The following is a 23,964-nucleotide window of genomic DNA, read 5'->3' on the forward strand; positions in this document are numbered from 1 at the left end:
TTTGAAGGCAGAAGCAGTGTTTTTTCTTTTTGCCATTATTCCGCCTCCTCAAACATCTTTTCCCTGAATACAGGTTCAATACGCTGCACTTTCCAGTTTTCGTCATCCAGGCGCAGGTTTTCAAGGTTGTTGTCACCGTTGACATAGATAACATCAAACTCACGGTCAGCGGGGTTAATCCTGTGTTTTGTGAAGTATGCATCGAGGGCGGCATTGCTTTGTATCAAGTCACTTGTGATGGTGCGCCAGATTACAAGCGCTCGTCTGCCATCAGGTAGTCTGCCCTCAATTTGCTTAAAGCCGTACTCGCCGCTGTTATCCCGCTCCAATCTGACCGCTCCTTCGTATAAGCCTTCTCTTTTCCATTCCTCTTCAATCAGTCTTACAGCTTTAAACCAAGCTGTTGCCGACTGTCGTATAACCGACAGCCCAATCAGATAATTGAATGTCTCGCATAAGTCAACAGTCTTAAGTTTCGTTTCGTTGTTTTCAATGATTTTAAGCTTATAGGAAAACGGTGCGTTAAAAGCGTCCAGCGAAAGCATGCTGTCTTTCGCCTCGTAGTCAAACATATAGTGTATCATATATTCATCGCCTAATTTCATCGCAAGCTGGTGTTTGTCGTCATCCAGTTCAATATTTGAAAGCGTGTCTTCGTAGCTTTCAAGGGAGATGTATTTCATAATGTGGCTTATGCCAGTGTTACGATTCTGTGGTTTTCCGTTTTTCCAATCGGCGGAGTAAATAACTTTTTTCATTCGTGGCAGTATGACTGTGTAAAAATACTCACCCATTTCAACGAGAATATATTTACGATTTCCTCCGTCTTCACGGTTGAGATTAATTACTGCATGCCCTGTGGTACCAGAGCCAGCAAAGTAATCAAGAACAATGTCGTTTGCAGATGACCGTAATATACGTTCGATAAGTGCTGTTGGCTTCTGAGTGCTAAAAGCGACATGCTCCCTATTAGCATTCACTGTTTGAAAAGATGGAATATCTGTCCATACAGTTGTCAATGGCTTACCTAGTGAATCTTTAAGATATACTCTTCTCACCTTACCATCTTCTATATATTCTTTATACCTATCTCCATTTTCATCAATCTTGTCATACCTTTTCTTTGTGCTTTCGGAAAGCTCTAAGTACTGTTTATGAAATTCAGGTTTTCCATTCTTTGAAACAAAAAAAATGGTATCATGTCCTCTTATCCACGAATTGGCCTGTGATTTAAAACCAGACGATGATTCGTTAGACCATATTATCTCACGTTCAAAATTGAAAATTTCTTCAAGTAACATTGATAATCTATTACTTTCATTTACATCAATTTGAACATAAATAGATCCATTTTCATTTACTAAAGACTTCAAAATAACTAATCTATCAAACATCATACTTAACCAAGTTGAGTGCTGATATCCATCTTTGTATGAAAAGTTATCGTCATTACCAGTATTATATGGGGGATCAATATACACACACTTAATTTGCTCGCGATATTTTTCTTTTAGCAATTGTAATGCTTGGAAATTCTCGCTATAAATAAGTAATCCACCTGTATGCTCGTCAAGATTGTCAATGCTTGCAATAAGACGTTCTTTAAAATCGGCAGAAAAATGGCGAGTATCAAGGACAAGGTTCTTATTTTGACGCAAAAACTCTATCGTCAGTGGCTCGGAATATCCGACGGTCGTAAGGTTGCCCTCGATCTCATGAATCGCATACATTTCCCGCCATTCGGCAATTTGAGCTTCGTTTTCAATAATTTCTGGGTAGAATTTTTCGTCCACCATATCGAGAGTTATACACCAATTTGTATCAACAACAAACTTCTTTTTCAGCCACAGTTTTTTCTGAAAATCCTCAATTTGTGCGAGAAAGTCAATAATAATCTTGCCGACACGCTTGATTGCCCTCACCTTGGCAAGATAGCTATCAGCACGTTTCTCGTCGGTAGTATCAATATCATCAAGATGAATGACTTCGCTCTTTATAAAAAAGTCCAGTTCGCGGGTTAAAAAGCCGCGTAAATCTTTATGAATGAAATAGTCAAAGGTGTTTTTAGCAACATAGGCACTCAGGTGTTTTTCCAAAACTGTACGCGTTTCCTTTTTTCCACCAGGTGCAGGTGCGAGCAAGTGAAACCATTCTTTGAAATTCTTTGCAATTGCATCCGAAATAGCGGCAAGATTGGCTTCAAACCAATTTACTTTTTTATCATCTGGAATGTCATATACAAAACGGATAACCAATTCGCCGTTAATTTCTTCAATTGTCTTAAGTTCAGGACGTTCCGGCGTTTCCTTATAGAGCATAAATTCGCGCTTGTTTGTGTCGGATTCCTTGTTATTATTCTTTTCTGTGGTTGCATCAACAAGACGGAAGTGTACCTTTTTACCGTTGTCAATAAAAGTGTAGTCGCGGAAATTCTCTGTGGTCTTTATGTAATACTGGTCAGCGTTCGCCCAATACAGCTTTACTTCCTCACCCTCATAAGGAATTGCGTATACGCCTTCTTTGTATCGGCGTTTAGATATAAAATCACCTTCATCATAATAGCGGCTGAAAAATTTATACAGTGCTGAGTATACATCTGTTTCAAGAGATGACAAGTCTGTACCCGACGCAAGCTGTGATTTTAGTCGAGCGTATTCTTCCGCGAGTTTCGGACTCGCACTTATCTCAATACCGAGTTCAGCCGCTTGTCTTTCAATAGCTGAAATACGTTCTTTTATTTCCACAGTGTTCTGAGCAAAAGGAGTAAGCGTTTCCTTCACTTTTTTTGGTAAATCCTCCGAGAGGAATTTCATAATCTCTTTCCTGCGGATATTCATAATGCGGTAGATCCCGAAATCCAAATCTGCCTTGTCAAGTTCAAAAATTTCCTCCAAGAGGCTAATAAATCGGTTCAATTTTTCGTTCGTATTTTGATTCATCGCGTTCTCACTCCTTTATACAATCTGCCATTCAATAGCGAATAGATCCTCGTGATGAATTTTTCTTATCATTCGGCTGTCCAATTCAGCCAACAGTTTGCGGCGTTTGCTTGCGATTTCATCTTCTCTGTCAGCAAGCTCATTGCGCTTTCGCCGCTTGATGCTTTCAAGTTGATCTAGCTTTTTTGTTGCTGCAATTTTCTCCTCTATTGTTACAGCATTGCGTATTAACCTTTCCTGCTCACGGATTTGCCGCTTAATCGTATCAAGCTCTTTTTCCAGACTATTTATCATATCCTTCTCCCATTGGAAGATGCGTTCTTCCTCTTCCTTAAAATATAAGAGATTTCGCGAGTCAATCTGCTGTAATTTCCCTTTTCGATGCTGTTCTGCACTCTCTTTCAATTTACGCTGTTGTACAGGGGTAAGTCCTGTTGGTTTGACTTCACGTCCGGCACAAAGAAACAATTTCTCACATAATTCCTGAGACAATGGTTGTCCGTCATCTGTATATGCCGTAAATAAGCTGTATTGTTCTGTATCGAATGCCAAAACATCCAATGACGAAAGAAGCAGGTATCCGCTTTTTCCTTTCAAATCCTCCGGCAAAGTTACATTTAATTCTGTTTCCAATGGAGAAAATATAATCTTACCACCCGTAACTTTTATAGCTGAAGCCTGCTTCAGCACATATTGCGCAAGCGGATGAGAAAGACGGTAAGGTATCCCCTCGGTTTCTTTACTTGTAATAAGACAATACTTTCCTTTTGGAGATTCTCCAATACGTTCTTTTAATATAAAAGAGTGGTTGCTATCGTTGAAAACCGCTTTATCTCCTAAAATAAATTTCGTCAGTTCCCAGAAGATATATTCGTAACGGTTTATGAACGCACAGGTGTGTTCTTTTGCTAATTTCAACCGTTCCTGAACTTCCACGTCAAAGGTTTTCAGTACTTGTTCTTTTACGTCTTTCAGGCGCGTATTAATTTTACTTTCCAGTTCGGCTTGAAGTTTTTCAAACGCAGCACTGATCTCAGCTTCGGTCCGACATTCCTGGTATATGAGCCATATACGCTTTTCAAAATCAACACCGTCGATTTGACCCAGTATTTCATCGGATGTCCCGAACACATCGCTAAACAGTTTAAATTTATCATTTAGCAGCTCGAATACACGTAAATCGGCGTAGTTACGCTGATTTACGAAATTTACAACGACGACATCGCTTTTTTGTCCGTAGCGGTGACAGCGGCCAATGCGCTGTTCTATTCTCTGTGGATTCCAAGGTAAATCATAGTTCACAACAAGTGAGCAAAATTGCAGGTTTAATCCTTCCGCAGCAGCTTCTGTTGCAATCATAATTTCCGCCTTGTCCTTAAAATAGTCAACAATGGCGGCACGTCGGTCCGCCGCGCGGATACCGCTTATTTTGCCTGTATAGGCATTAGCCTTAAGCCAAGCCTCCAGTATCTCGTTTGATTGCTTGTCCGAGTTTGATCCGTTAAAAATAACAATTTTTCCCCGGTATCCATTTTGCTCAAGAAATTCTTTCAAATATGCTTGCGTTCGTTTTGATTCTGTAAAAATAAGTGCTTTACGATTCGCACCTATTAATTCAATCTGTTCAAATGCTTTCTGTAATGCTATAAGGAGTGCTTTAGCTTTCGAATCATGCTTAATTTGTTCAGCCAAATTTATAAATGACTGTATTGCTGCAATTTCTTTTTGTATTTGTTTTGTATCTATTATTTCATCCTCTGTAGGCGAGTTAACATCACTATCGATACTATCTTCTTCATTTTCATTAAGAAGTTCAATCTCATCCTCATCAAAAATCTCATTCAAATCAAACTGCTGGTATTTATTTTCTTCAAGCATTTTTTCCAGTCGTGCTTTTATAGTAGCCAATGTGCCGAGCAAAGCATATGTAGAAGATGCCAGTATTTTTCTAACCATCATTGTTGTCAACATTTTCTGTTTAACAGGTATAGAATATAAGTTGTCGGAACGCAAAAATTCCGAAACCTTTGTGTACAACTCAAACTCCAAATCGGTGGAATCAAATTTTTGTGTCAAAGGCAGACGTTTGGTATAGTTTATATACTCCACCACGTTTTTTCGCAAGGTTCTTTTATAATAAGGTGCAAGCCTCATTTGCAGTTCAGAATAATTCTCTTCATATACATAATTGGCACGAAATGATTTAGCATCGCCAAAAATGTTTTCGTCTATTATGGAGGTTAGTCCGTATAATTCCATAAGGCTGTTTTGAAACGGCGTAGCCGTTAGGAGCAGTTTCTTTACATTTTCAAGAGCTTCCCGAACAGCGTGTGCTGTGACACTATTCTTTTTATATACATTTCTCAGTTTATGCGCCTCATCAATAATAGCCAAGTCAAAGCCAAACAAACGTATTTCATCTTTTTTTCGGGCAACAAAATTATAAGAACAAATGACAACCTTTTTATTGTCAAACGGATTACGCCCAATGCGGACATATTCGTTGTAATTTTTTGAATCAAGGATTTCATTATCAATACCAAACTTTTCTGTCAGTTCAAAACTCCATTGTTTTCGGAGGGCAGCAGGACAAACAACAATTATCTTCCGCTTACCAATAGCCCAGTATTGGCACAGCACTAATCCGGCTTCTATGGTTTTTCCCAAACCAACCTCGTCGGCAAGAATAATGCCTTTGGAGAGCGGAGAACGAAACGCAAATAAAGCCGCCTCAATTTGGTGTGGATTTATATCCACAGCGGCATTTAATAATGATTGTGACAAACTGTCTATATTATCGCCTATTGCTCTTTGCGCAAGAACACGTGCATAGTATATTGCATGATATCTTGTAATCATTGCTTCTCCTTTAGTATTTAATCGTTTTTATTTATTATCTGGTATAATTTCCATAATATTACTTATATCACATTCCAAAGCCCTACATATTTTTTCTAATACTTCAGTATTCACATTTTCGTTTTTGCCAAGCTTTGTTATTGTTGCAGAACTTATACCTGCAATCTTTTGCAGGTCTTTTTTCTTCATATCTCTATCAATCAATAGTTTCCAAAGCTTTTTATAACTGATTGCCATGATAATCACCTATAGTTATTTATAACTGTATAATATCATTCGTTTCATAATAATGCAAATAAATTCTTTACATTCGCATGATTTTTAAATTGGATTTAAATAAATATTATTCTAAATACAATATCGACAGATTTTATAAAAAGTACATCCATTCTGGCTACTCAATCCTATGTAAAAATGGGCATTATCTAATGTGTTAACTCAACCCCATCAATCTTGGGGGATTAAATATGAGTTTTCGACATGTTCCCATATACGCATTTTACCCTTTCTCTCGAGTAGACTAGTTGAATGTAAACGCGAAAAGCCAGTAATATCAAAGGTTAAGGCTTTGATAGAGTAGAGCAGTGGGGTTACCACCGCCCCCTCATCAAACCGTACGTGCAGTTTTCCCGCATACGGCTTTCCGATATTCTTCTTCCTTCAGCATTCAGCCGCACATACTTGCCAGTCCCGCTTGCTTAGTCAATTCTCTGACTTTAGCAGCATTCCCTAGCCTATAGTTACGTTGTTTCTTCCGATTGTACCAACGGGTAAACTTAAAATTGATATACTTATCTATCTTCCATAACCATGGTCTTGCAAATCGTCTGGCATAATAGTTTCTCATGCCAATGATTTTAGGATTGAGCAACTTAACCATCTCTTCCATGCTCAACAGCAATTTGCTCGGACTTGCAAACACCTCTTTGATGTTAGCCCTCATTTTCTTCATAGCCTTCTTGGACGGTATCTGCTGTAGTGTCCAATACCACTGCCAGCTTTTGTTTCTGAATCGCTGAAATCTGTTGTTGAAGCCGAGAAAATCAAAGCTGTCTTTTCCGAAATACATATCAACAAGCCTTGTTTTCTCACTATGCAATGTTAGTTCCAGCTTTTTCATAATCCATTTTACAGCACGCAACGCTTCTTCTGCTTGAGATAACTTCTTGCATAATATCACAAAATCATCTGCATATCGTACTAATTCTCCCAAGTGTCCGAACCTCTTACTCCAACATACATCAAAATAATTCAAATATATATTGGATAACAGTGGTGAAATAACTCCGCCCTGGGGTGCACCAACAGTACTTTCACTGTATTGCCCGTCTTCCAGCACTCCTGCCTTCAGCCAGCCTTTTATCAGCTTCAGCACCCTTCGGTCAGTTATTCTCTGTTTGACCAGCAAAAGCAGCTTATCATGGTTGATGCTCCCAAAATAATCTCTTATGTCAGCATCTATTACCCATAATGCTCCGCCTTTGTCTGCCATTTCATATATCCTGTCCATTGCCTGTTTTGCATTTCTTTTCGGTCGGAACCCATACGAGCAAGGCTGAAAATCTGCTTCAAATACCGGCTCTATTACTATCTTTGCCGCCATCTGCACTATTCTGTCCTTAATCGTAGGTATTCCTAATGCTCTTTTCTACCATCTTGTTTTGGAATATAGGTTCGTCTGACAGGCTTGCACCGATATTTCTCTGCCCGCAAATCTTCTGCTATTTCGTCCAGCAGTTTTTCTTCGCCGTACGCTTTCACATCATCAATGCTGACTTTGTCAATACCGCCTGCTCCACCATTCTGTTTTACCCGTTTCCATGCTTCTTCCAAGATGTCCTTACGGTATATCTTGTCATACAACGCATAGAACTTTCTCTTTCGGTCAGCTTTGGCTGTAAGGTATAGTCTGTTTTGGAAGTCTCGTACTTTTTCATGGGTGTTTATAGCTTTTTCGGCAATCACCGGCACCTACCTCCTTTACAGACTTGAATAAAGTTGTGCCCCTTCCCTATGCACAGTTTTGTTGTCTGTACAATCCTTGGTACTATGAGCACTTCTGACTGCCTCTTTGCAGAAAGCAACTTCGCTTTTGCTTATATGCATCCTCTTTACAGTTTCCTGTGCAAAGTAGGCTCTCTCCAGTTCCGGCAAATACTTTCCTGACGTGTCGCTACCTCTACACCGCAGGGTTCTTAGGTATTGCATTTAGGGTTCTTCATACCATCTGCTGTCTTCGCTGTTGATGTCCCAGCTCGACTCCCTGTTGTTCCCTTTCGGGAATGTCAATAACGGTGCGGCAGTATTCACTTTATGTTACAACCCGCCAGTTTGCCTGCTCCTTTCGGAACATTCCGTAACGCTTCAACGCATAGATTACTCCATACGCTGGTTACTGACTAAGTGGCTGCCCTACCTTTACCACTGCAGGACTTTCACCTGCTAGCATTTGCCAGCTTAGCTGGACGCACACATCAATGTCACGCACTCCACATGAAATTCTTAGGCTATTTCCCACATTCCCATAAATAAAGGGAAAATGCTGTGTTTTAGCTGCTTTTACATCCAACCTGTGCACTCAAGAAATGATTTTCAATTAGGCTATTTTTGTTTTTTTACTTTTTTGAGCTGTACTTTTTGCTTTTTCTCTGGACTCCTTCTTCGCTTTTAATAACATTACTTCGGTGCTGTTTTTCAATCTGCACCGCTTGGAAAGTTTCCTTGGATATGATCGCCGGATTGTTACCCTCTGCCAGATAGTATGCATCATGCTTTCCGTTATCCAACAACCGCACATTGCCCATATACTTTTCATTACTTAGCATTACGTCAATTGTTCTCTTGGGCCATGCAGCCTTTCGGTAGGCGATTTAATTCCTAGTCGTTCCAGTTCTTTCACAATTCCTAAAACACTCTTGCCTTGAAGATAGAGGTTAAATATCAATCGGACATTTTTCGCCTCTTTCTCATCAATTGCCAGATTACCATCTGCATCATTAAAATACCCATAACATTTTCTATTATATAACTTTGAGGTCCCTTGTGCAGCACGTTGTTTGATACCCCACTTAATATTGTCGCCACGTGATTTATTCTCTGCCTGAGTAATTGACTCGATAATTGAAATCATCAATTCGTCATCTATATCGGCTGTATTTAGCGCTTCCTGGTCAAATATGACTGGAACACCAAGAACCTTTAGCTGGTTCAACGCCTCCAAAACATCCACGGTATCCCGGCCAAATCTGCTAATATTCTTGCTTAGTATAATTTCAATATTACTAGACTTACAATCATTTAGCATACGATTAAACTCTTTACGAGAAGAACCTGTCTTGCTTGAAGCAATATCTATATACACATCTACCAATAACCATTTGGGATTAACTGCTGTCATTCTTGTTAGCGCTGAAACTTGGGCGGTAAGATTTTCAACTGGTCAGCACTGTTTGTACTCACACGACAGTAAATTCCTACGCGCTTTTCTCGTTTCGTAGGCAATGGTGGAATATAGTGTATTCTTTTATTGTCAGCCACGATGAAACTTTCTTGGTTTTAAGTCCATCAATAGATTGGAATTTGTCTACTTTATTAGATGCGTTTAAGCTTGCTTACCGATTATTTAGACTACACGACTAATCTGAAAATTGTTGAAATAAATTTTCAAGTTCATCTTCATTGTAAATATTTCCATCACTCCTGAATTTTTCAATTCTAACATCATTATCAGCAAACTCAATTTCCCAGCGTTCTCCCGGCACAGAAACCTCAACCATAATGTATTCATCATTACATTTATCAAGTTTATAATAAATTGATGCTTCTTCTAAATGATTTAAAAAATCGATTAGCTTTGTCACATTATTTCACCTTCCATAATATAAATTATCTGAAATTCAAAATCAGATTTTCAAATTGCTTTATGTCCCTATAAAAGTGAATTAGTCTTTCCATTCAACACCCTGACTAATAAACATATTAACATATTTCAGTTATGTTGGTTATGCTTTGGCCCCTTAAAATTGGACATTAACTTGCTTTTTCTATTACTTTTTCAGTTTTTTGAGCATATTCTTTATATGCCTTTTAGGTGTTTTTAACTTAAGTCCCCAGTGTAATCTCCTGTTATTGTAAAAATCTTCCCAGTCTAATAAAGCAGCTCTCGCCTCTTCTAAACTGTCAAATTCACTTCTACTCAATAATTCTTCCTCAAGAATTCCATGATACGCTTCTATATGACCGTTTTCTTCCGGACATCTTACATGAGTAAATTCATGATAAATTCCTTTTATTTTGCAATATTCCGCGAAGTTCTCACTTATGTATTGAGACCCATTATCGCTCCTTAAAATAAGTCCTAACGGATCAATTCCCCTATCCTTAATTGCTTTATCTAAAGCCCTGACCGCTTTCTTTGAATTTATACTATAATCAGCATAGCTTCCAACAAGCTCTCTTGTAAAAACATCTATATAATTAATAATGTAAAATGTCCTGCCTTTTCCTGCAATATAGCCATACTTAATGTCCGTAGCCCACATTTGATTCGGTCTTCCAACTTTTCTGTCATCTACCCTTCTTCTATGTGCATGTTTCCTGTTAACTGGCTTTAAAAGTCCATTTTCGCGCATCAACCGATATACTTTCTTCTTGTTTATTTTTATCTTGTATAATACCCTGAGATGTGCAGTTACTTTCTTGTAACCATAGCAACTGCACTCTCCACTCAAAATTTCCCGAATTATTGAAACTATCTCTTCATCTTTAATTTTTCTACCTGTCTCATCCAAAGAATATCCTTCTGGCTTTCTTCCTTTTCTGTTCCCTTCAGACGAGTCCCTTCGGTTTCTATTTCTCTTCCAGTAATAGTATGTACTGCGCGCTACTTTAACTAACTTTAATACTGTTTTCGCAGCATGCCCTGCTTTTATGTATTTATCTGCTACCCCTAATCTATCTTCAAGCCCGGGCTCGTTTTTTTTAATAGATCCTTATATATCTTAATTGCTAATTCTTTTTCACCCAGGAGTTTCTTCAATTCTTCATTTTCTCTCCGTAGTTCATACTCTTTCGAGGTAATGGAGCTTATTGCCTTTGGCGCAAGACCATCTACTCCTGTTTCCTCATATTTAGCTCTCCATTTATAGAAGGTATTAGGGCTAATATTATGCTTTCTGCATATCTCCGCTACTCTAACTCCTGCCTCATAATCCTTAATTGCTGCTAATTTTTGTTCAACTGTGAATCTCTTCCTCATACTTTCTTCCCCCTTGAACAAATTGTATTACATTTTTATACAATCTGTCCAACCGTCTAAGGGGTCCTTAACAGGTTAGCCTATTCAACAACCTTTTTACTGCCACATCCAACCTGACCACACAACCTCAAAAACTTCCGAAAAAACATCTAACCTGACCACTCGCGAAGGCTGACATCTAACCCGACCACTCACCGAGCACTGACATCTAACCTGACCACTTAACTATCAAATACGGCCTTTATGGACTTGTTCCCGCGAAGCGATATTTTCATGTTTTTCGTCTGGTGGGTTTCATACCCATGTGTGCTGAAAGCGTTGATATATAAGGGTTTTCAGCTCTCTCAATCTTTTACCCTCGATAGAGTAGAGCAGTGGGGTTACCACCGCCCCCTCATCAAACCGTACGTGCAGTTTTCCCGCATACGGCTTTCCGATATTCTTCTTCCTTCAGCATTCAGCCGCACATACTTGCCAGTCCCGCTTGCTTAGTCAATTCTCTGACTTTAGCAGCATTCCCTAGCCTATAGTTACGTTGTTTCTTCCGATTGTACCAACGGGTAAACTTAAAATTGATAAACTTATCTATCTTCCATAACCATGGTCTTGCAAATCGTCTGGCATAATAGTTTCTCATGCCAATGATTTTAGGATTGAGCAACTTAACCATCTCTTCCATGCTCAACAGCAATTTGCTCGGACTTGCAAACACCTCTTTGATGTTAGCCCTCATTTTCTTCATAGCCTTCTTGGACGGTATCTGCTGTAGTGTCCAATACCACTGCCAGCTTTTGTTTCTGAATCGCTGAAATCTGTTGTTGAAACCTAGAAAGTCAAAGCTGTCTTTTCCGAAATACATGTCAACAAGCCTTGTTTTCTCACTATGCAATGTTAGTTCCAGCTTTTTCATAATCCATTTTACAGCACGCAACGCTTCTTCTGCTTGAGATAACTTCTTGCATAATATCACAAAATCATCTGCATATCGTACTAATTCTCCCAAGTGTCCGAACCTCTTACTCCAACATACATCAAAATAATTCAAATATATATTGGATAACAGTGGTGAAATAACTCCGCCCTGGGGTGCACCAACAGTACTTTCACTGTATTGCCCGTCTTCCAGCACTCCTGCCTTCAGCCAGCCTTTTATCAGCTTCAGCACCCTTCGGTCAGTTATTCTCTGTTTGACCAGCAAAAGCAGCTTATCATGGTTGATGCTCCCAAAATAATCTCTTATGTCAGCATCTATTACCCATAATGCTCCGCCTTTGTCTGCCATTTCATATATCCTGTCCATTGCCTGTTTTGCATTTCTTTTCGGTCGGAACCCATACGAGCAAGGCTGAAAATCTGCTTCAAATACCGGCTCTATTACTATCTTTGCCGCCATCTGCACTATTCTGTCCTTAATCGTAGGTATTCCTAATGCTCTTTTTCTACCATCTTGTTTTGGAATATAGGTTCGTCTGACAGGCTTGCACCGATATTTCTCTGCCCGCAAATCTTCTGCTATTTCGTCCAGCAGTTTTTCTTCGCCGTACGCTTTCACATCATCAATGCTGACTTTGTCAATACCGCCTGCTCCACCATTCTGTTTTACCCGTTTCCATGCTTCTTCCAAGATGTCCTTACGGTATATCTTGTCATACAACGCATAGAACTTTCTCTTTCGGTCAGCTTTGGCTGTAAGGTATAGTCTGTTTTGGAAGTCTCGTACTTTTTCATGGGTGTTTATAGCTTTTTCGGCAATCACCGGCACCTACCTCCTTTACAGACTTGAATAAAGTTGTGCCCCTTCCCTATGCACAGTTTTGTTGTCTGTACAATCCTTGGTACTATGAGCACTTCTGACTGCCTCTTTGCAGAAAGCAACTTCGCTTTTGCTTATATGCATCCTCTTTACAGTTTCCTGTGCAAAGTAGGCTCTCTCCAGTTCCGGCAAATACTTTCCTGACGTGTCGCTACCTCTACACCGCAGGGTTCTTAGGTATTGCATTTAGGGTTCTTCATACCATCTGCTGTCTTCGCTGTTGATGTCCCAGCTCGACTCCCTGTTGTTCCCTTTCGGGAATGTCAATAACGGTGCGGCAGTATTCACTTTATGTTACAACCCGCCAGTTTGCCTGCTCCTTTCGGAACATTCCGTAACGCTTCAACGCATAGATTACTCCATACGCTGGTTACTGACTAAGTGGCTGCCCTACCTTTACCACTGCAGGACTTTCACCTGCTAGCATTTGCCAGCTTAGCTGGACGCACATAGAGTAGAGCAGTGGGGTTACCACCGCCCCCTCATCAAACCGTACGTGCAGTTTTCCCGCATACGGCTTTCCGATATTCTTCTTCCTTCAGCATTCAGCCGCACATACTTGCCAGTCCCGCTTGCTTAGTCAATTCTCTGACTTTAGCAGCATTCCCTAGCCTATAGTTACGTTGTTTCTTCCGATTGTACCAACGGGTAAACTTAAAATTGATAAACTTATCTATCTTCCATAACCATGGTCTTGCAAATCGTCTGGCATAATAGTTTCTCATGCCAATGATTTTAGGATTGAGCAACTTAACCATCTCTTCCATGCTCAACAGCAATTTGCTCGGACTTGCAAACACCTCTTTGATGTTAGCCCTCATTTTCTTCATAGCCTTCTTGGACGGTATCTGCTGTAGTGTCCAATACCACTGCCAGCTTTTGTTTCTGAATCGCTGAAATCTGTTGTTGAAACCTAGAAAGTCAAAGCTGTCTTTTCCGAAATACATGTCAACAAGCCTTGTTTTCTCACTATGCAATGTTAGTTCCAGCTTTTTCATAATCCATTTTACAGCACGCAACGCTTCTTCTGCTTGAGATAACTTCTTGCATAATATCACAAAATCATCTGCATATCGTACTAATTCTCCCAAGTGTCCGAACCTCTTACTCCAACATACATCAAAATAATTCAAATATATATTGGATAACAGTGGTGAAATAACTCCGCCCTGGGGTGCACCAACAGTACTTTCACTGTATTGCCCGTCTTCCAGCACTCCTGCCTTCAGCCAGCCTTTTATCAGCTTCAGCACCCTTCGGTCAGTTATTCTCTGTTTGACCAGCAAAAGCAGCTTATCATGGTTGATGCTCCCAAAATAATCTCTTATGTCAGCATCTATTACCCATAATGCTCCGCCTTTGTCTGCCATTTCATATATCCTGTCCATTGCCTGTTTTGCATTTCTTTTCGGTCGGAACCCATACGAGCAAGGCTGAAAATCTGCTTCAAATACCGGCTCTATTACTATCTTTGCCGCCATCTGCACTATTCTGTCCTTAATCGTAGGTATTCCTAATGCTCTTTTTCTACCATCTTGTTTTGGAATATAGGTTCGTCTGACAGGCTTGCACCGATATTTCTCTGCCCGCAAATCTTCTGCTATTTCGTCCAGCAGTTTTTCTTCGCCGTACGCTTTCACATCATCAATGCTGACTTTGTCAATACCGCCTGCTCCACCATTCTGTTTTACCCGTTTCCATGCTTCTTCCAAGATGTCCTTACGGTATATCTTGTCATACAACGCATAGAACTTTCTCTTTCGGTCAGCTTTGGCTGTAAGGTATAGTCTGTTTTGGAAGTCTCGTACTTTTTCATGGGTGTTTATAGCTTTTTCGGCAATCACCGGCACCTACCTCCTTTACAGACTTGAATAAAGTTGTGCCCCTTCCCTATGCACAGTTTTGTTGTCTGTACAATCCTTGGTACTATGAGCACTTCTGACTGCCTCTTTGCAGAAAGCAACTTCGCTTTTGCTTATATGCATCCTCTTTACAGTTTCCTGTGCAAAGTAGGCTCTCTCCAGTTCCGGCAAATACTTTCCTGACGTGTCGCTACCTCTACACCGCAGGGTTCTTAGGTATTGCATTTAGGGTTCTTCATACCATCTGCTGTCTTCGCTGTTGATGTCCCAGCTCGACTCCCTGTTGTTCCCTTTCGGGAATGTCAATAACGGTGCGGCAGTATTCACTTTATGTTACAACCCGCCAGTTTGCCTGCTCCTTTCGGAACATTCCGTAACGCTTCAACGCATAGATTACTCCATACGCTGGTTACTGACTAAGTGGCTGCCCTACCTTTACCACTGCAGGACTTTCACCTGCTAGCATTTGCCAGCTTAGCTGGACGCACACATCAATACCACGCACTCAACATGGCTCGAGCCGCTTGGATTGATGTCTTGAGCTGTTTTTTGAACCTTACGTTTACGGGAACATATCAATGGATTTTTGGCATTTTTCCCGAAAACGGACGTTCAAGGAAACAAATCGACCGGCGTAATCGCCGGTCTTCTATATACTTCACATGGTGCAAAATAAATAGTTATTCAATTAATGATTTCATCATATCAATAAGTTGCTTGTCTGTTTGTTTATATCTCTCAAGGCTTTTATCTTTATCAACAATACTGCCATCCAGTACAACATCAGCTTCCGCTTCAACAACAATTGATATGCCATTCTCCACATATAACAGCTTTCTCACATGAGGCATTTTTACATGTACATTGATTGGCTCATGAAAATCACTTATACTGATCTCTCCGTCTGTTATACTAACATTTTTCATTTGCCCAAGTACGTCCGATTTGAAGTATTGCTCTGCAAAATAAAAGACACTAAATCTATTTTGAAATTCCAATGTGTTTTTATCGAAATAATAATAAGCCGTCTGGTATGCAATAATATTATCAGTAACCTCATCTACTAAAACATATTGTTTTACCGTATAATCGCCGTCAGGTAGAACGGGGTCTTTTATGGAAATTTGTAAAGCAGATTCAACATCATCCTTTGTATATTTCTGTTCCTCCCAACGTACTCCGTTATTCTTTATACCTGAATTGATTTTTACTAAATCTATCAGCTTGTTATTGAAAACAAATCCAAATGGTACCTTTGCTGAAGTTGATTGTCTAATAATTTTTGATGCATCAACATCGTGATATACCGCACCACTTTGTCCTTTAGTATATGATCTGTCTTGAAGAGGATTTGAATCTCTTGTTGTATTTGGTATATTTGACTCGCTTTCGTTTGTTGTTATGTTCCATATGTTCATATGTGGATAGATACTTACAACAAAAATTAGCATTACCGCGGCACATGCAGCCATAGATATATATTTTCTGAAGTTATTTGTTACAATATGTCGGCGGGTAGATCTTTGTGTCAAGCGATTCATGATCTTCTCATGTAAAGTTTCATCAACCGACAAATTATCCATATAATTCTTGTAATCTTTCATAACAGCTCCTCCTCAATGAATGATTTTAGTTTATGACGTGCTCGGGTGAGCAAACTTCTGACAGTAGATTCCTTTTGTTCTGTAATCTCTGCAATTTCCTTTGTTGTATATCCTTCATAATAGAATAAATGAATCACAATTCTGTATTTTGCAGGCAAAGACAGGATTGCTTCCATCAGATAGTTCTGTTCTTCTGTCTGTGCCGGATAAGACTCAAGTAGAGGCACTGTTTTCTTCCACCAACTTGATCGCAAGCGACTTTTGCAAAGGTTAACGGTTACCCGAATAAGCCATGCAATTTCGTGTTTCGGAGATTGAAAAATCGGGCATTTCTCAATTACCTTGACAAATACATCCTGTACTATTTCTTCTGCATCAGCTTTGTTCCCAATGATAGCAATAGCAGTTCTATATAGCCTGTTTTCATATTTTAATACAAATTCCTCCATACAATCCTCCGGCCGGAAGGATAGATCAAGCATCTGCTCACCTCCTCACCCTATATACGCATGAAAGGCATAAAATGCTGCAAGGCGTAAAAAATTTTTAATACCGATAATAATAGCAGAAGAACCTTCATAGTTATGTGGCGTTTCAGGCTTGATAAAACTTATAGTTGCCGCATTTTCAAAGCGGGATTAACCATATTTGTTCCTATTTTGCTCAAAAATGAAGACCTGCCAAGGGAAAGCAGGTCTCGGACACACAAACAATGCAGCAAACAGGCTATCATTCTGCTTTTATTAGTACTTTAGGCCCTATGGCTTTGCGTTTCCTAACATTAGGCAAATTTGCCCTTAGCTCTGATTTTCTATTTTCAGATTTTCGACAGATAGAAGCAAAAGCCATACTGGGCAATTTTTTAATTGATGTACTGTGGTTTGCTCATAGAAAACTCAATCTCGCCGCGAGAATTAAAAAGAGTCGCGTCTTTGATACCGTTTGCCTTTAAATGCTTAAATAGATTTTCCCAATGGAGAGTGCGTATGTCATCACGATTCCCATAATGGTCAATTATTTTATCGGCAAGCCCCGGTATTTCCTTTTCCGATACAGGCATCGTGCAGAACTTTTTGATGGATGGTTGCCAGTCTGCACCATCTTTTGCCTGCTCATATTTTTCAAGCACGTAATTACCGCTATTATCCTTTTTATAAGTAATGGCCGATGGAACGACGCTACCACCCACCTCATCCAGCACATTGCCATAAAGCTTGTAGGTTGCGCTGAAGGTGGTCACAAATACTTTTAACAGTTCGTCCTCTTCATAGCTTCCGAAAATTTTTGGTGCAACTATCGTAAATCCTCGTTGAGGTTGAGAGTTCTTTTCGATTTCAGTAGCGTAGACCAGTTTTTCTATAGGATCGCTCCCATCATACTCAAAGTCCGGTAGTTTGACTTCCTGCCTGATTGACAGAGCGTCATACCATTCCTGCGGGGTGAGGGTTTCGTCAGTCACGTTGTTTCGCATTCCAAGAAGCTCCTTGCATAGCTGCATCATGATATGCCCCCGAAGCCCCTCGGCATTGCCGCTTTCAAACTGGGACAGCATGTATTGGAGCGCTTTCTCTCCACCGAGCTTTTTAATATTCTCATATTCTTCCTGATGTGCCTGAATATAAGCATACGGATTTGAAGCTTGCTTTGGTGAAGACATTATAATAGCAAGGTTTTCTTCTACGAATTTTGCAATCTCATTTTCATCCTTCACTTTTAGCAACTCTTTTATTGATGGTTCCAAGCCTCCATTTTCTTTCACTCCTACCGTCCAGAGTGTTCCAATAAACTCTGCTGAAGCGCTATTTCGGGATACAACCAAAAGCGGGCTGCCCATGCTGCTGGTTTCTTTAAGCCAGCCTTCCTCATCTACCTGCATTCCGCCAGCCAAAACAACTTTACTCAAATCTTCAGGAAGTAACCGGTATTCCAGTGCATAAACATCAATAGGTGCATCTGCCAAATTATCGAAAGTTTCTATTAACTCTATCCTTGTTATCTTACTGTCAATAATATTTACTCCTGGGTTTAATTCAAAGTTTGCGATATCTTTATTTATAAATTCCCATGCAAAACTGGTGATTTGATCATCATTGTTAATATCATTAGCATTCGAATTTCTATCAGCGACTTCACCATTAATATCACTTATTTTCTCTAATCTAAATAGCCAGCGAATGTGATGGATTTCCTCGTTATCATACCCTAATGCCAATAGTACATCCCCATTCTTGAGCTGCATCACCAAATAGAATGTCTTATTATCATCATCTGTATCGACGCGATAAATCAATTTTATTTTATTGATTGCTTCATGAACATTATCAGAAGGTGAATTGAATAGTGTATACAACTCCTGTCTGCTGATTTTATAAGGGTCTAATCCACCGTGCATGACCCAATCTTCATCCGAGGACTGTTTGCTGTAGAACACATAGTCGGATGAAATACAATATTGGGGTGCAGTATCCAATGTATAGCTAAAAGAGTACATAGGTGCTTGGTATAGAATTTCTTTAACGCGATAGGATGAACCGTTAAATGATGCTGTAGACTTAGGATTTGCTACCAATCCTATTCCAATTGTTACCACAATGATAATTGAAAAAAATATTATCCAAAACCTTGGCTTTTTATAGTTTAAAACATTTTTTATTCTCCCTTTTACATTCCCCTCGCCAAAAGCAAGTGGACTTCCATTTAGAATATGCCTTCCGGTAGCAAGAGATAATAGCGAATTAGCATAAGGCTTTTTAATATCTTCATTCATTACTTTCAATACTCTTTCGTCACAAGATAGCTCCATATCTGTACTCATTAATATAAACGCAATCCACACAAGGGGATTAAACCAATGTATGGACACTATTAAGAAAGCTAATGTTTTAATGATATGGTCTTTCCGATGGATATGGGTTTGTTCATGTATGAGGATATAATTTTGTTCCTCTTTGCTCAATCCAACCGGTAAATATATCTTGGGGTTTATTAATCCAAGCACAAATGGTGTTTTCAAATTCTTCGCTTCATAGATATTCTTTTTTATTAACTGTGCACTTTTAAGCTGTCTTTTTAATTGTAAAACAGACACTAAACTGTAAATAAGTAATACCATTATTCCTAAAATCCATATATATGCTCCTATTTCCATATAAATCTGCAATGGATTTACACTTGCTTCAACAGTAGGAGCAGGAAGTGATTGGCTTACAAATGAATCTACTACTTCTATCCCACTATTAATCTGCGGACTTTGCTGATAGATTATATCATGGGGGATTGGAACAGCATTCGTATTGCGTGGTATAAGGCTAAACATGCTTTCAAAGGAAAATGGAATTATAAGGCGAAAAGCAACCACACTCCATAAGACATAGGAGATGACTTTTGGAGCTTTTTTGAGCAATAGTCTGACAATCATCACAAAAAGGATTACATAGCTTGCCGTAAGGCTCATATTTAAAACAGCAAGAAATAGTTCACTCATTGCTACACCTCCTTATGCTCGTCAATCAATCTTTTCAACTCTTCAGCCTGATGTTTGCTTAATTTTATACCGCTGATAAAAGCTGTTAAAAACTTCGGCAAAGATCCTCCAAAGGTATCCTCAACAAAACGTATACTTTGCCTGGCGTAATATTCATCCCTTGTGATTAGAGATGAAACCACGGCATTTTCATTTTGGAAAATGCCCTTTTCACATAACTTTTTCAGTACTGTATATGTTGTGGACTTTTTCCAGTTCATTTCTTTTTCACATAGCTTCACGAGATCGCCGGAACCTATCGGCTCATTCTGCCAAATTAATTCTGCGAATTTTTCTTCACTTTCTGTAAGCTTATATTCTCTCATGATAATACCTCCTTGGTCTATACGATATCGACCTTGTATTATTAGTCTATACCTTATAGACTAAGATGTCAATGGGTATTTAAAAAAAGTATTAGTAATATTTTTAATTGTCAAGCGCTAAATATAATAAACCGCCAACAAAAAGAATGTATCTCATGATTGGCAGCCATCTTAATACGAACTTATAAGTTTACTTCTATTTCTAACCCAGACTTAAACTCAATCATTATCCTGTCATCATATACAATGGCTTTTTCAACTAGTTTTCTGACCAGTTTATCATCAAACTCCGTAATATCACCAGTTTGCATATCAAGAAAGTCCGTCATCTCAGCAATCCGATCTCTCTTATCTTGGCGGAGAGCGTTTCTTGAAAGTGTTTCTTGTCTTAAATCTCGCAACCTATAAATTTCATTTACAATATTATTGTATACTTCCTTTGAATTTGCCTTTTGAATTAACTCGGTTTGGAGTTCTTCCAGCCTTTTATCAATATTTGCCGTACTCTCATCCAAATCTTCGCTTAATACGGTTTCAATATTCTTCTTCAGTATGGCCAGAAAAGAGTTTTTTCCGCTGACCGCTACATTGATGGCTTCTACAATTTTCTCTTTAAGCGTATCTTCAAGTATAGTGGAAGCGGTACAAAATAAACCGGTGTTTTCCAATCTGCTGACGCATCTCCATACGATTGATTTCTTTCCTCGGTTATTCCAATGAACCCTTCGAAATATTTCATGACAGTTGCCGCAAAAGACCATCTGTGATAAAGGATGATTATTGCTATAGTTTCTCTTCTTTCCGTTCTTACTTATATGCACACATCTTCTTTTAACAAGCTGTTCCTGAACCTGCATAAAAATTTCACGCGGGATTATAGGCTCATGGCTGTTTTCTACATAGTATTGCGGAACAATACCGTTATTGGGTACCCTTTTCTTCGATAAAAAATCTACTGTATAGGTTTTCTGTAGCAGCGCATCACCGATATATTTTTCATTTCTCAAAATCTTATTGATGGTACTGGTATGCCATCTGGGATTGCCTGCACCCGTCAGAATTCCGTCAGCCTCCAAACCCCTAGCTATCTGTAGCATACTGGAACCTTCAAGATATTCTCTGTAAATGCGTTTGACGATCTCTGCTTCTTCAGGTACGATAACTAAATTGCCATCCTTATCCTTTGTATAGCCAAGAAACCGGTTGTGATTGATATGGATTTTTCCTTGCTGATATCGGTACTGAATACCCAGTTTTACATTCTGGCTTAACGATTGGCTTTCTTGCTGTGCCAAAGATGCCATAATGGTCAACAGGATTTCTCCTTTGGTATCCAATGTGTTTATATTTTCCTTTTCAAAATAAACTGGGATGTTCTTGTCTTTAAGCTGCCTTATGTACTTCAGGCAGTCAAGCGTGTTTCTTGCAAACCGGCTGATAGATTTTGTAATTATCATATCGATTTTGCCCTGCATGCATTCTTCTATCATCCGGTTAAATTCTTCACGCTTTTTTGTGTTAGTTCCGGTAATACCTTCATCTGCAAATATACCTGCTAACTCCCATTCGGGATTGCTTTTGATGTAGTTTGTGTAGTGCTCAATTTGCGCTTCATAACTGGTTGCCTGTTCCTCGCTGTCCGTAGAAACACGACAGTAAGCTGCTACTCGAAGCTTAGGCATTTCCTCGGCCTTTGCACTATTTCCAATTCGCTTACGGGCGGGAATTACCGTAACATTCCTGTTTGTCATCTAAAATCACCTCGCTCTTAATAAGACTATAAGCATACTCTGCCTGCTGAAATGGATCATCGTATAGATTATCTGGCATTGAAGCATGAAACCTAAAATTCATGCATTTCTTTTCATTTCCTTTATGTTCATAAATCCTACCAAGTGCCTCTGCTCGCCTGCGTCTTTCCAGTTGTGCTTTTTCGAATGTGTCCTTGCTGATAATTGGCGGATAAAATTTATCCTCAACATACCGTTTATCTGTCAGCATTCTTGCAATAGATGTGTGGTAACGCTTAATGCCCGCTTTTTGTGCCGCTTCGCTTAAAGAAAGCCCTGAAAGATAAACCTTAAATAGCTTCTTAATTTTAACTGCTTCCTCTTCATTAACGACAGCCCTGCCGTTTTGAATGGTATATCCAAAAGGTATATGGCTCATCATTTCACCAACCTTTCCCTTAAGTTCAACCCGCATTTCATTTTGAAATCTATTTCTTCTTGTGAAAACACAATGATTTCTTCAATAAAATCCTCAAATATTCTGCTATCGAATGCATCAATCTGCTTTTCAGCTTTCGTTGCAAATTTAAGAAGCTTCTCAACCTCAACAAGAGCAGTCATGCTCCCATCGATTGCGCGTTTTATGGCTTCTTTTTGTTCTTTTAATATGGCTGCTTCTTTGAGCAGCTCATTTTTCTGTGTATTAAAAAGAGCGGGTTCCAGGTATCCTTTAGCCATAAGTCCCATAATCACCTGAACTCGCTCTGTATTTTCTTTGATTTTTGTTTCCATCTCCTGAATCTTTGTTATGTTATCTGAGTAATTTGTCTTCTTTAAGCTTTGTAGCAATGGTCTTAGAATGAATTTATGACCGAAAATAAGCTTATTAATCATAACAACGAAGGCCTGATGGATCGCATCCTCTCTGACAAACTTCATGGAGCAGCTTGATGCGTCCTTTATGTGCTTTGTGCAGCACCATGCAATATATTTACGGTCACCGCTGCCATGAATTCGACGCTTAAAATTGCTGCCACATTCTGCGCATTTGATTTTCCCAGAGAAAGGGTAGCGTTTTTGATACTTGCTGCTTCCCTTAATTACACCTTTTTCTTTTCCTCTTTGCTTTAATATCTCTTGGGCGGCTTCAAATTCCTCATGAGATATAATGGCTTCATGATGATCTTTTATCATGTATTGATCTTTTTCCCCATGATTATAATGCCGCTTAAAATTCTCATCTGTATAGGTTTTTTGCAGAAGGACATCCCCAGTATATTTTTCATTGCTTAAAATGCCGCGGATAGTTGTCGCTGTCCAGTGTGAACCTCTCTTTGTTGGGATTTTATCCGAATTTAGCCCATCTGCAATTATCTGTGTGCCTTTACCGTCCAAAGCCTCGGAAAAAATCCGCTTTACGATTTCAGCCTGTTCTTTATTGATAAATAGCTTTCCATCCACATAATCGTAACCATAGGGAGGATACGAAATTTTGTATGTTCCGTTTTGGAACCTACGTCTGATAGACCACTTACTATTTTCTGCAATGGATAATGACTCGTTTTCTGCAAGACTGCTCAAAATTGTCAGCACCAATTCGCCTTCCATGCGCTGTGTGTTTATATTCTCTTTCTCGAAATAGATGAAAACACCGAGATCGGTAAGTTTTCTCACCATCTCAATACAGTCGGTTGTGTTTCTGGCAAATCTGCTGACCGACTTGGTTATAATAAAGTCAATTTTCTTGTTTTCGCAATCTGCAAGCAGTCTCAAAAGTCCAGTTCGGTTTTCCTTTTTTGTGCCTGATATGCCTTCATCATAGTAGATCCCTGCAAACTCCCAATCAGGATTTGTTTTTATATAGGATTCATAATGGTCTTTTTGTGCTTCCAGGCTTGCCATTTGCTCATCACTGTCGGTTGAAACCCTGCAATAAGCTGCCACTCTTACCTTTGGTTTGAAAGCTTGAAGAGCATTGTTCCCATCAATCCTTGTTACCTTTCTCACTGTTTTCACCTCCTTTGGGCATGTGACATGTTACCTCTGTGTGC

20 protein-coding genes and 1 pseudogene are annotated in these 23,964 nt (G+C 39.3%); all 21 read right to left on the reverse strand.

Annotation, left to right across the window (positions count from 1 at the left end):
- Nucleotides 1-35: 35 nt before the first annotated feature.
- Nucleotides 36-2,939, reverse strand: a complete 2,904-nt coding sequence (locus tag CLOCL_RS17840; protein WP_014256632.1) for a site-specific DNA-methyltransferase — start codon at nt 2,937-2,939, stop codon at nt 36-38.
- Nucleotides 2,940-2,954: 15 nt separating this feature from the next.
- Nucleotides 2,955-5,798, reverse strand: coding sequence for an SNF2-related protein (locus CLOCL_RS17845; protein ID WP_014256633.1), 2,844 nt, complete (start codon nt 5,796-5,798; stop codon nt 2,955-2,957).
- Nucleotides 5,799-5,825: 27 nt separating this feature from the next.
- Nucleotides 5,826-6,035, reverse strand: coding sequence for a helix-turn-helix domain-containing protein (locus CLOCL_RS17850; protein ID WP_014256634.1), 210 nt, complete (start codon nt 6,033-6,035; stop codon nt 5,826-5,828).
- Between the two features lie 430 nt (nt 6,036-6,465).
- Nucleotides 6,466-7,763 (reverse strand): annotated as a pseudogene (ltrA, locus tag CLOCL_RS17855) (group II intron reverse transcriptase/maturase).
- A 15-nt stretch (nt 7,764-7,778) separates the two neighbouring features.
- A complete protein-coding gene (locus CLOCL_RS22285) occupies nt 7,779-8,006 on the reverse strand; it encodes a hypothetical protein (RefSeq protein WP_144686997.1) in 228 nt (75 codons plus the stop codon).
- Nucleotides 8,007-8,413: 407 nt separating this feature from the next.
- Nucleotides 8,414-8,623, reverse strand: coding sequence for a recombinase family protein (locus tag CLOCL_RS23395; protein ID WP_245532815.1), 210 nt, complete (start codon nt 8,621-8,623; stop codon nt 8,414-8,416).
- Nucleotides 8,623-9,195 carry a recombinase family protein gene (locus CLOCL_RS23400; protein ID WP_245532816.1) on the reverse strand — a complete coding sequence of 191 codons (573 nt, stop codon included), beginning with the start codon at nt 9,193-9,195 and terminating at the stop codon, nt 8,623-8,625. Before CLOCL_RS23400 ends, CLOCL_RS23395 begins: the two co-directional genes overlap by 1 nt.
- 238 nt (nt 9,196-9,433) lie before the next feature.
- The gene (locus tag CLOCL_RS17865) at nt 9,434-9,658 is read right to left on the reverse strand and encodes a hypothetical protein (protein WP_027622081.1); all 225 of its coding nucleotides are present in this window, start codon (nt 9,656-9,658) and stop codon (nt 9,434-9,436) included.
- Between the two features lie 186 nt (nt 9,659-9,844).
- The gene (locus CLOCL_RS17870; protein ID WP_148263804.1) at nt 9,845-10,783 is read right to left on the reverse strand and encodes an IS3 family transposase; all 939 of its coding nucleotides are present in this window, start codon (nt 10,781-10,783) and stop codon (nt 9,845-9,847) included.
- Nucleotides 10,747-11,055: a transposase gene (locus CLOCL_RS17875; protein ID WP_014256636.1), complete on the reverse strand. Its 309-nt coding sequence runs from the start codon at nt 11,053-11,055 to the stop codon at nt 10,747-10,749. The genes CLOCL_RS17870 and CLOCL_RS17875 overlap by 37 nt, the downstream gene beginning before the upstream one ends.
- A gap of 457 nt (nt 11,056-11,512) precedes the next feature.
- Nucleotides 11,513-12,811 carry a group II intron reverse transcriptase/maturase gene (gene ltrA, locus CLOCL_RS17880; protein ID WP_014256637.1) on the reverse strand — a complete coding sequence of 433 codons (1,299 nt, stop codon included), beginning with the start codon at nt 12,809-12,811 and terminating at the stop codon, nt 11,513-11,515.
- Between the two features lie 15 nt (nt 12,812-12,826).
- Complete coding sequence (locus tag CLOCL_RS22295) at nt 12,827-13,054, reverse strand: hypothetical protein (protein WP_144686997.1); 228 nt, start codon at nt 13,052-13,054, stop codon at nt 12,827-12,829.
- A gap of 359 nt (nt 13,055-13,413) precedes the next feature.
- Nucleotides 13,414-14,712 (reverse strand): group II intron reverse transcriptase/maturase, encoded by a 1,299-nt coding sequence (gene ltrA / locus CLOCL_RS17885; RefSeq protein ID WP_014256637.1) that lies wholly within the window; start codon nt 14,710-14,712, stop codon nt 13,414-13,416.
- A 15-nt stretch (nt 14,713-14,727) separates the two neighbouring features.
- Nucleotides 14,728-14,955: a hypothetical protein gene (locus tag CLOCL_RS22300; RefSeq protein ID WP_144686997.1), complete on the reverse strand. Its 228-nt coding sequence runs from the start codon at nt 14,953-14,955 to the stop codon at nt 14,728-14,730.
- Between the two features lie 455 nt (nt 14,956-15,410).
- The gene (locus CLOCL_RS17890) at nt 15,411-16,334 is read right to left on the reverse strand and encodes a hypothetical protein (protein ID WP_014256638.1); all 924 of its coding nucleotides are present in this window, start codon (nt 16,332-16,334) and stop codon (nt 15,411-15,413) included.
- A complete protein-coding gene (locus CLOCL_RS17895) occupies nt 16,331-16,816 on the reverse strand; it encodes an RNA polymerase sigma factor (protein WP_014256639.1) in 486 nt (161 codons plus the stop codon). Before CLOCL_RS17895 ends, CLOCL_RS17890 begins: the two co-directional genes overlap by 4 nt.
- Nucleotides 16,817-17,196: 380 nt before the next feature.
- Complete coding sequence (locus CLOCL_RS23405; protein ID WP_014256640.1) at nt 17,197-19,818, reverse strand: M56 family metallopeptidase; 2,622 nt, start codon at nt 19,816-19,818, stop codon at nt 17,197-17,199.
- 2 nt (nt 19,819-19,820) lie between these two features.
- Nucleotides 19,821-20,183: a BlaI/MecI/CopY family transcriptional regulator gene (locus CLOCL_RS17905; RefSeq protein WP_014256641.1), complete on the reverse strand. Its 363-nt coding sequence runs from the start codon at nt 20,181-20,183 to the stop codon at nt 19,821-19,823.
- A 182-nt stretch (nt 20,184-20,365) separates the two neighbouring features.
- Nucleotides 20,366-21,934 (reverse strand): recombinase family protein, encoded by a 1,569-nt coding sequence (locus CLOCL_RS17910; RefSeq protein WP_014256642.1) that lies wholly within the window; start codon nt 21,932-21,934, stop codon nt 20,366-20,368.
- Nucleotides 21,897-22,388 carry a recombinase family protein gene (locus CLOCL_RS17915; RefSeq protein ID WP_014256643.1) on the reverse strand — a complete coding sequence of 164 codons (492 nt, stop codon included), beginning with the start codon at nt 22,386-22,388 and terminating at the stop codon, nt 21,897-21,899. Before CLOCL_RS17915 ends, CLOCL_RS17910 begins: the two co-directional genes overlap by 38 nt.
- A complete protein-coding gene (locus CLOCL_RS17920) occupies nt 22,352-23,920 on the reverse strand; it encodes a recombinase family protein (protein WP_014256644.1) in 1,569 nt (522 codons plus the stop codon). The genes CLOCL_RS17915 and CLOCL_RS17920 overlap by 37 nt, the downstream gene beginning before the upstream one ends.
- Nucleotides 23,921-23,964 lie beyond the last annotated feature (44 nt).

The sequence above is a fragment of the Acetivibrio clariflavus DSM 19732 genome, assembly GCF_000237085.1.
In the GTDB taxonomy this organism is placed as follows: domain Bacteria; phylum Bacillota; class Clostridia; order Acetivibrionales; family Acetivibrionaceae; genus Acetivibrio; species Acetivibrio clariflavus.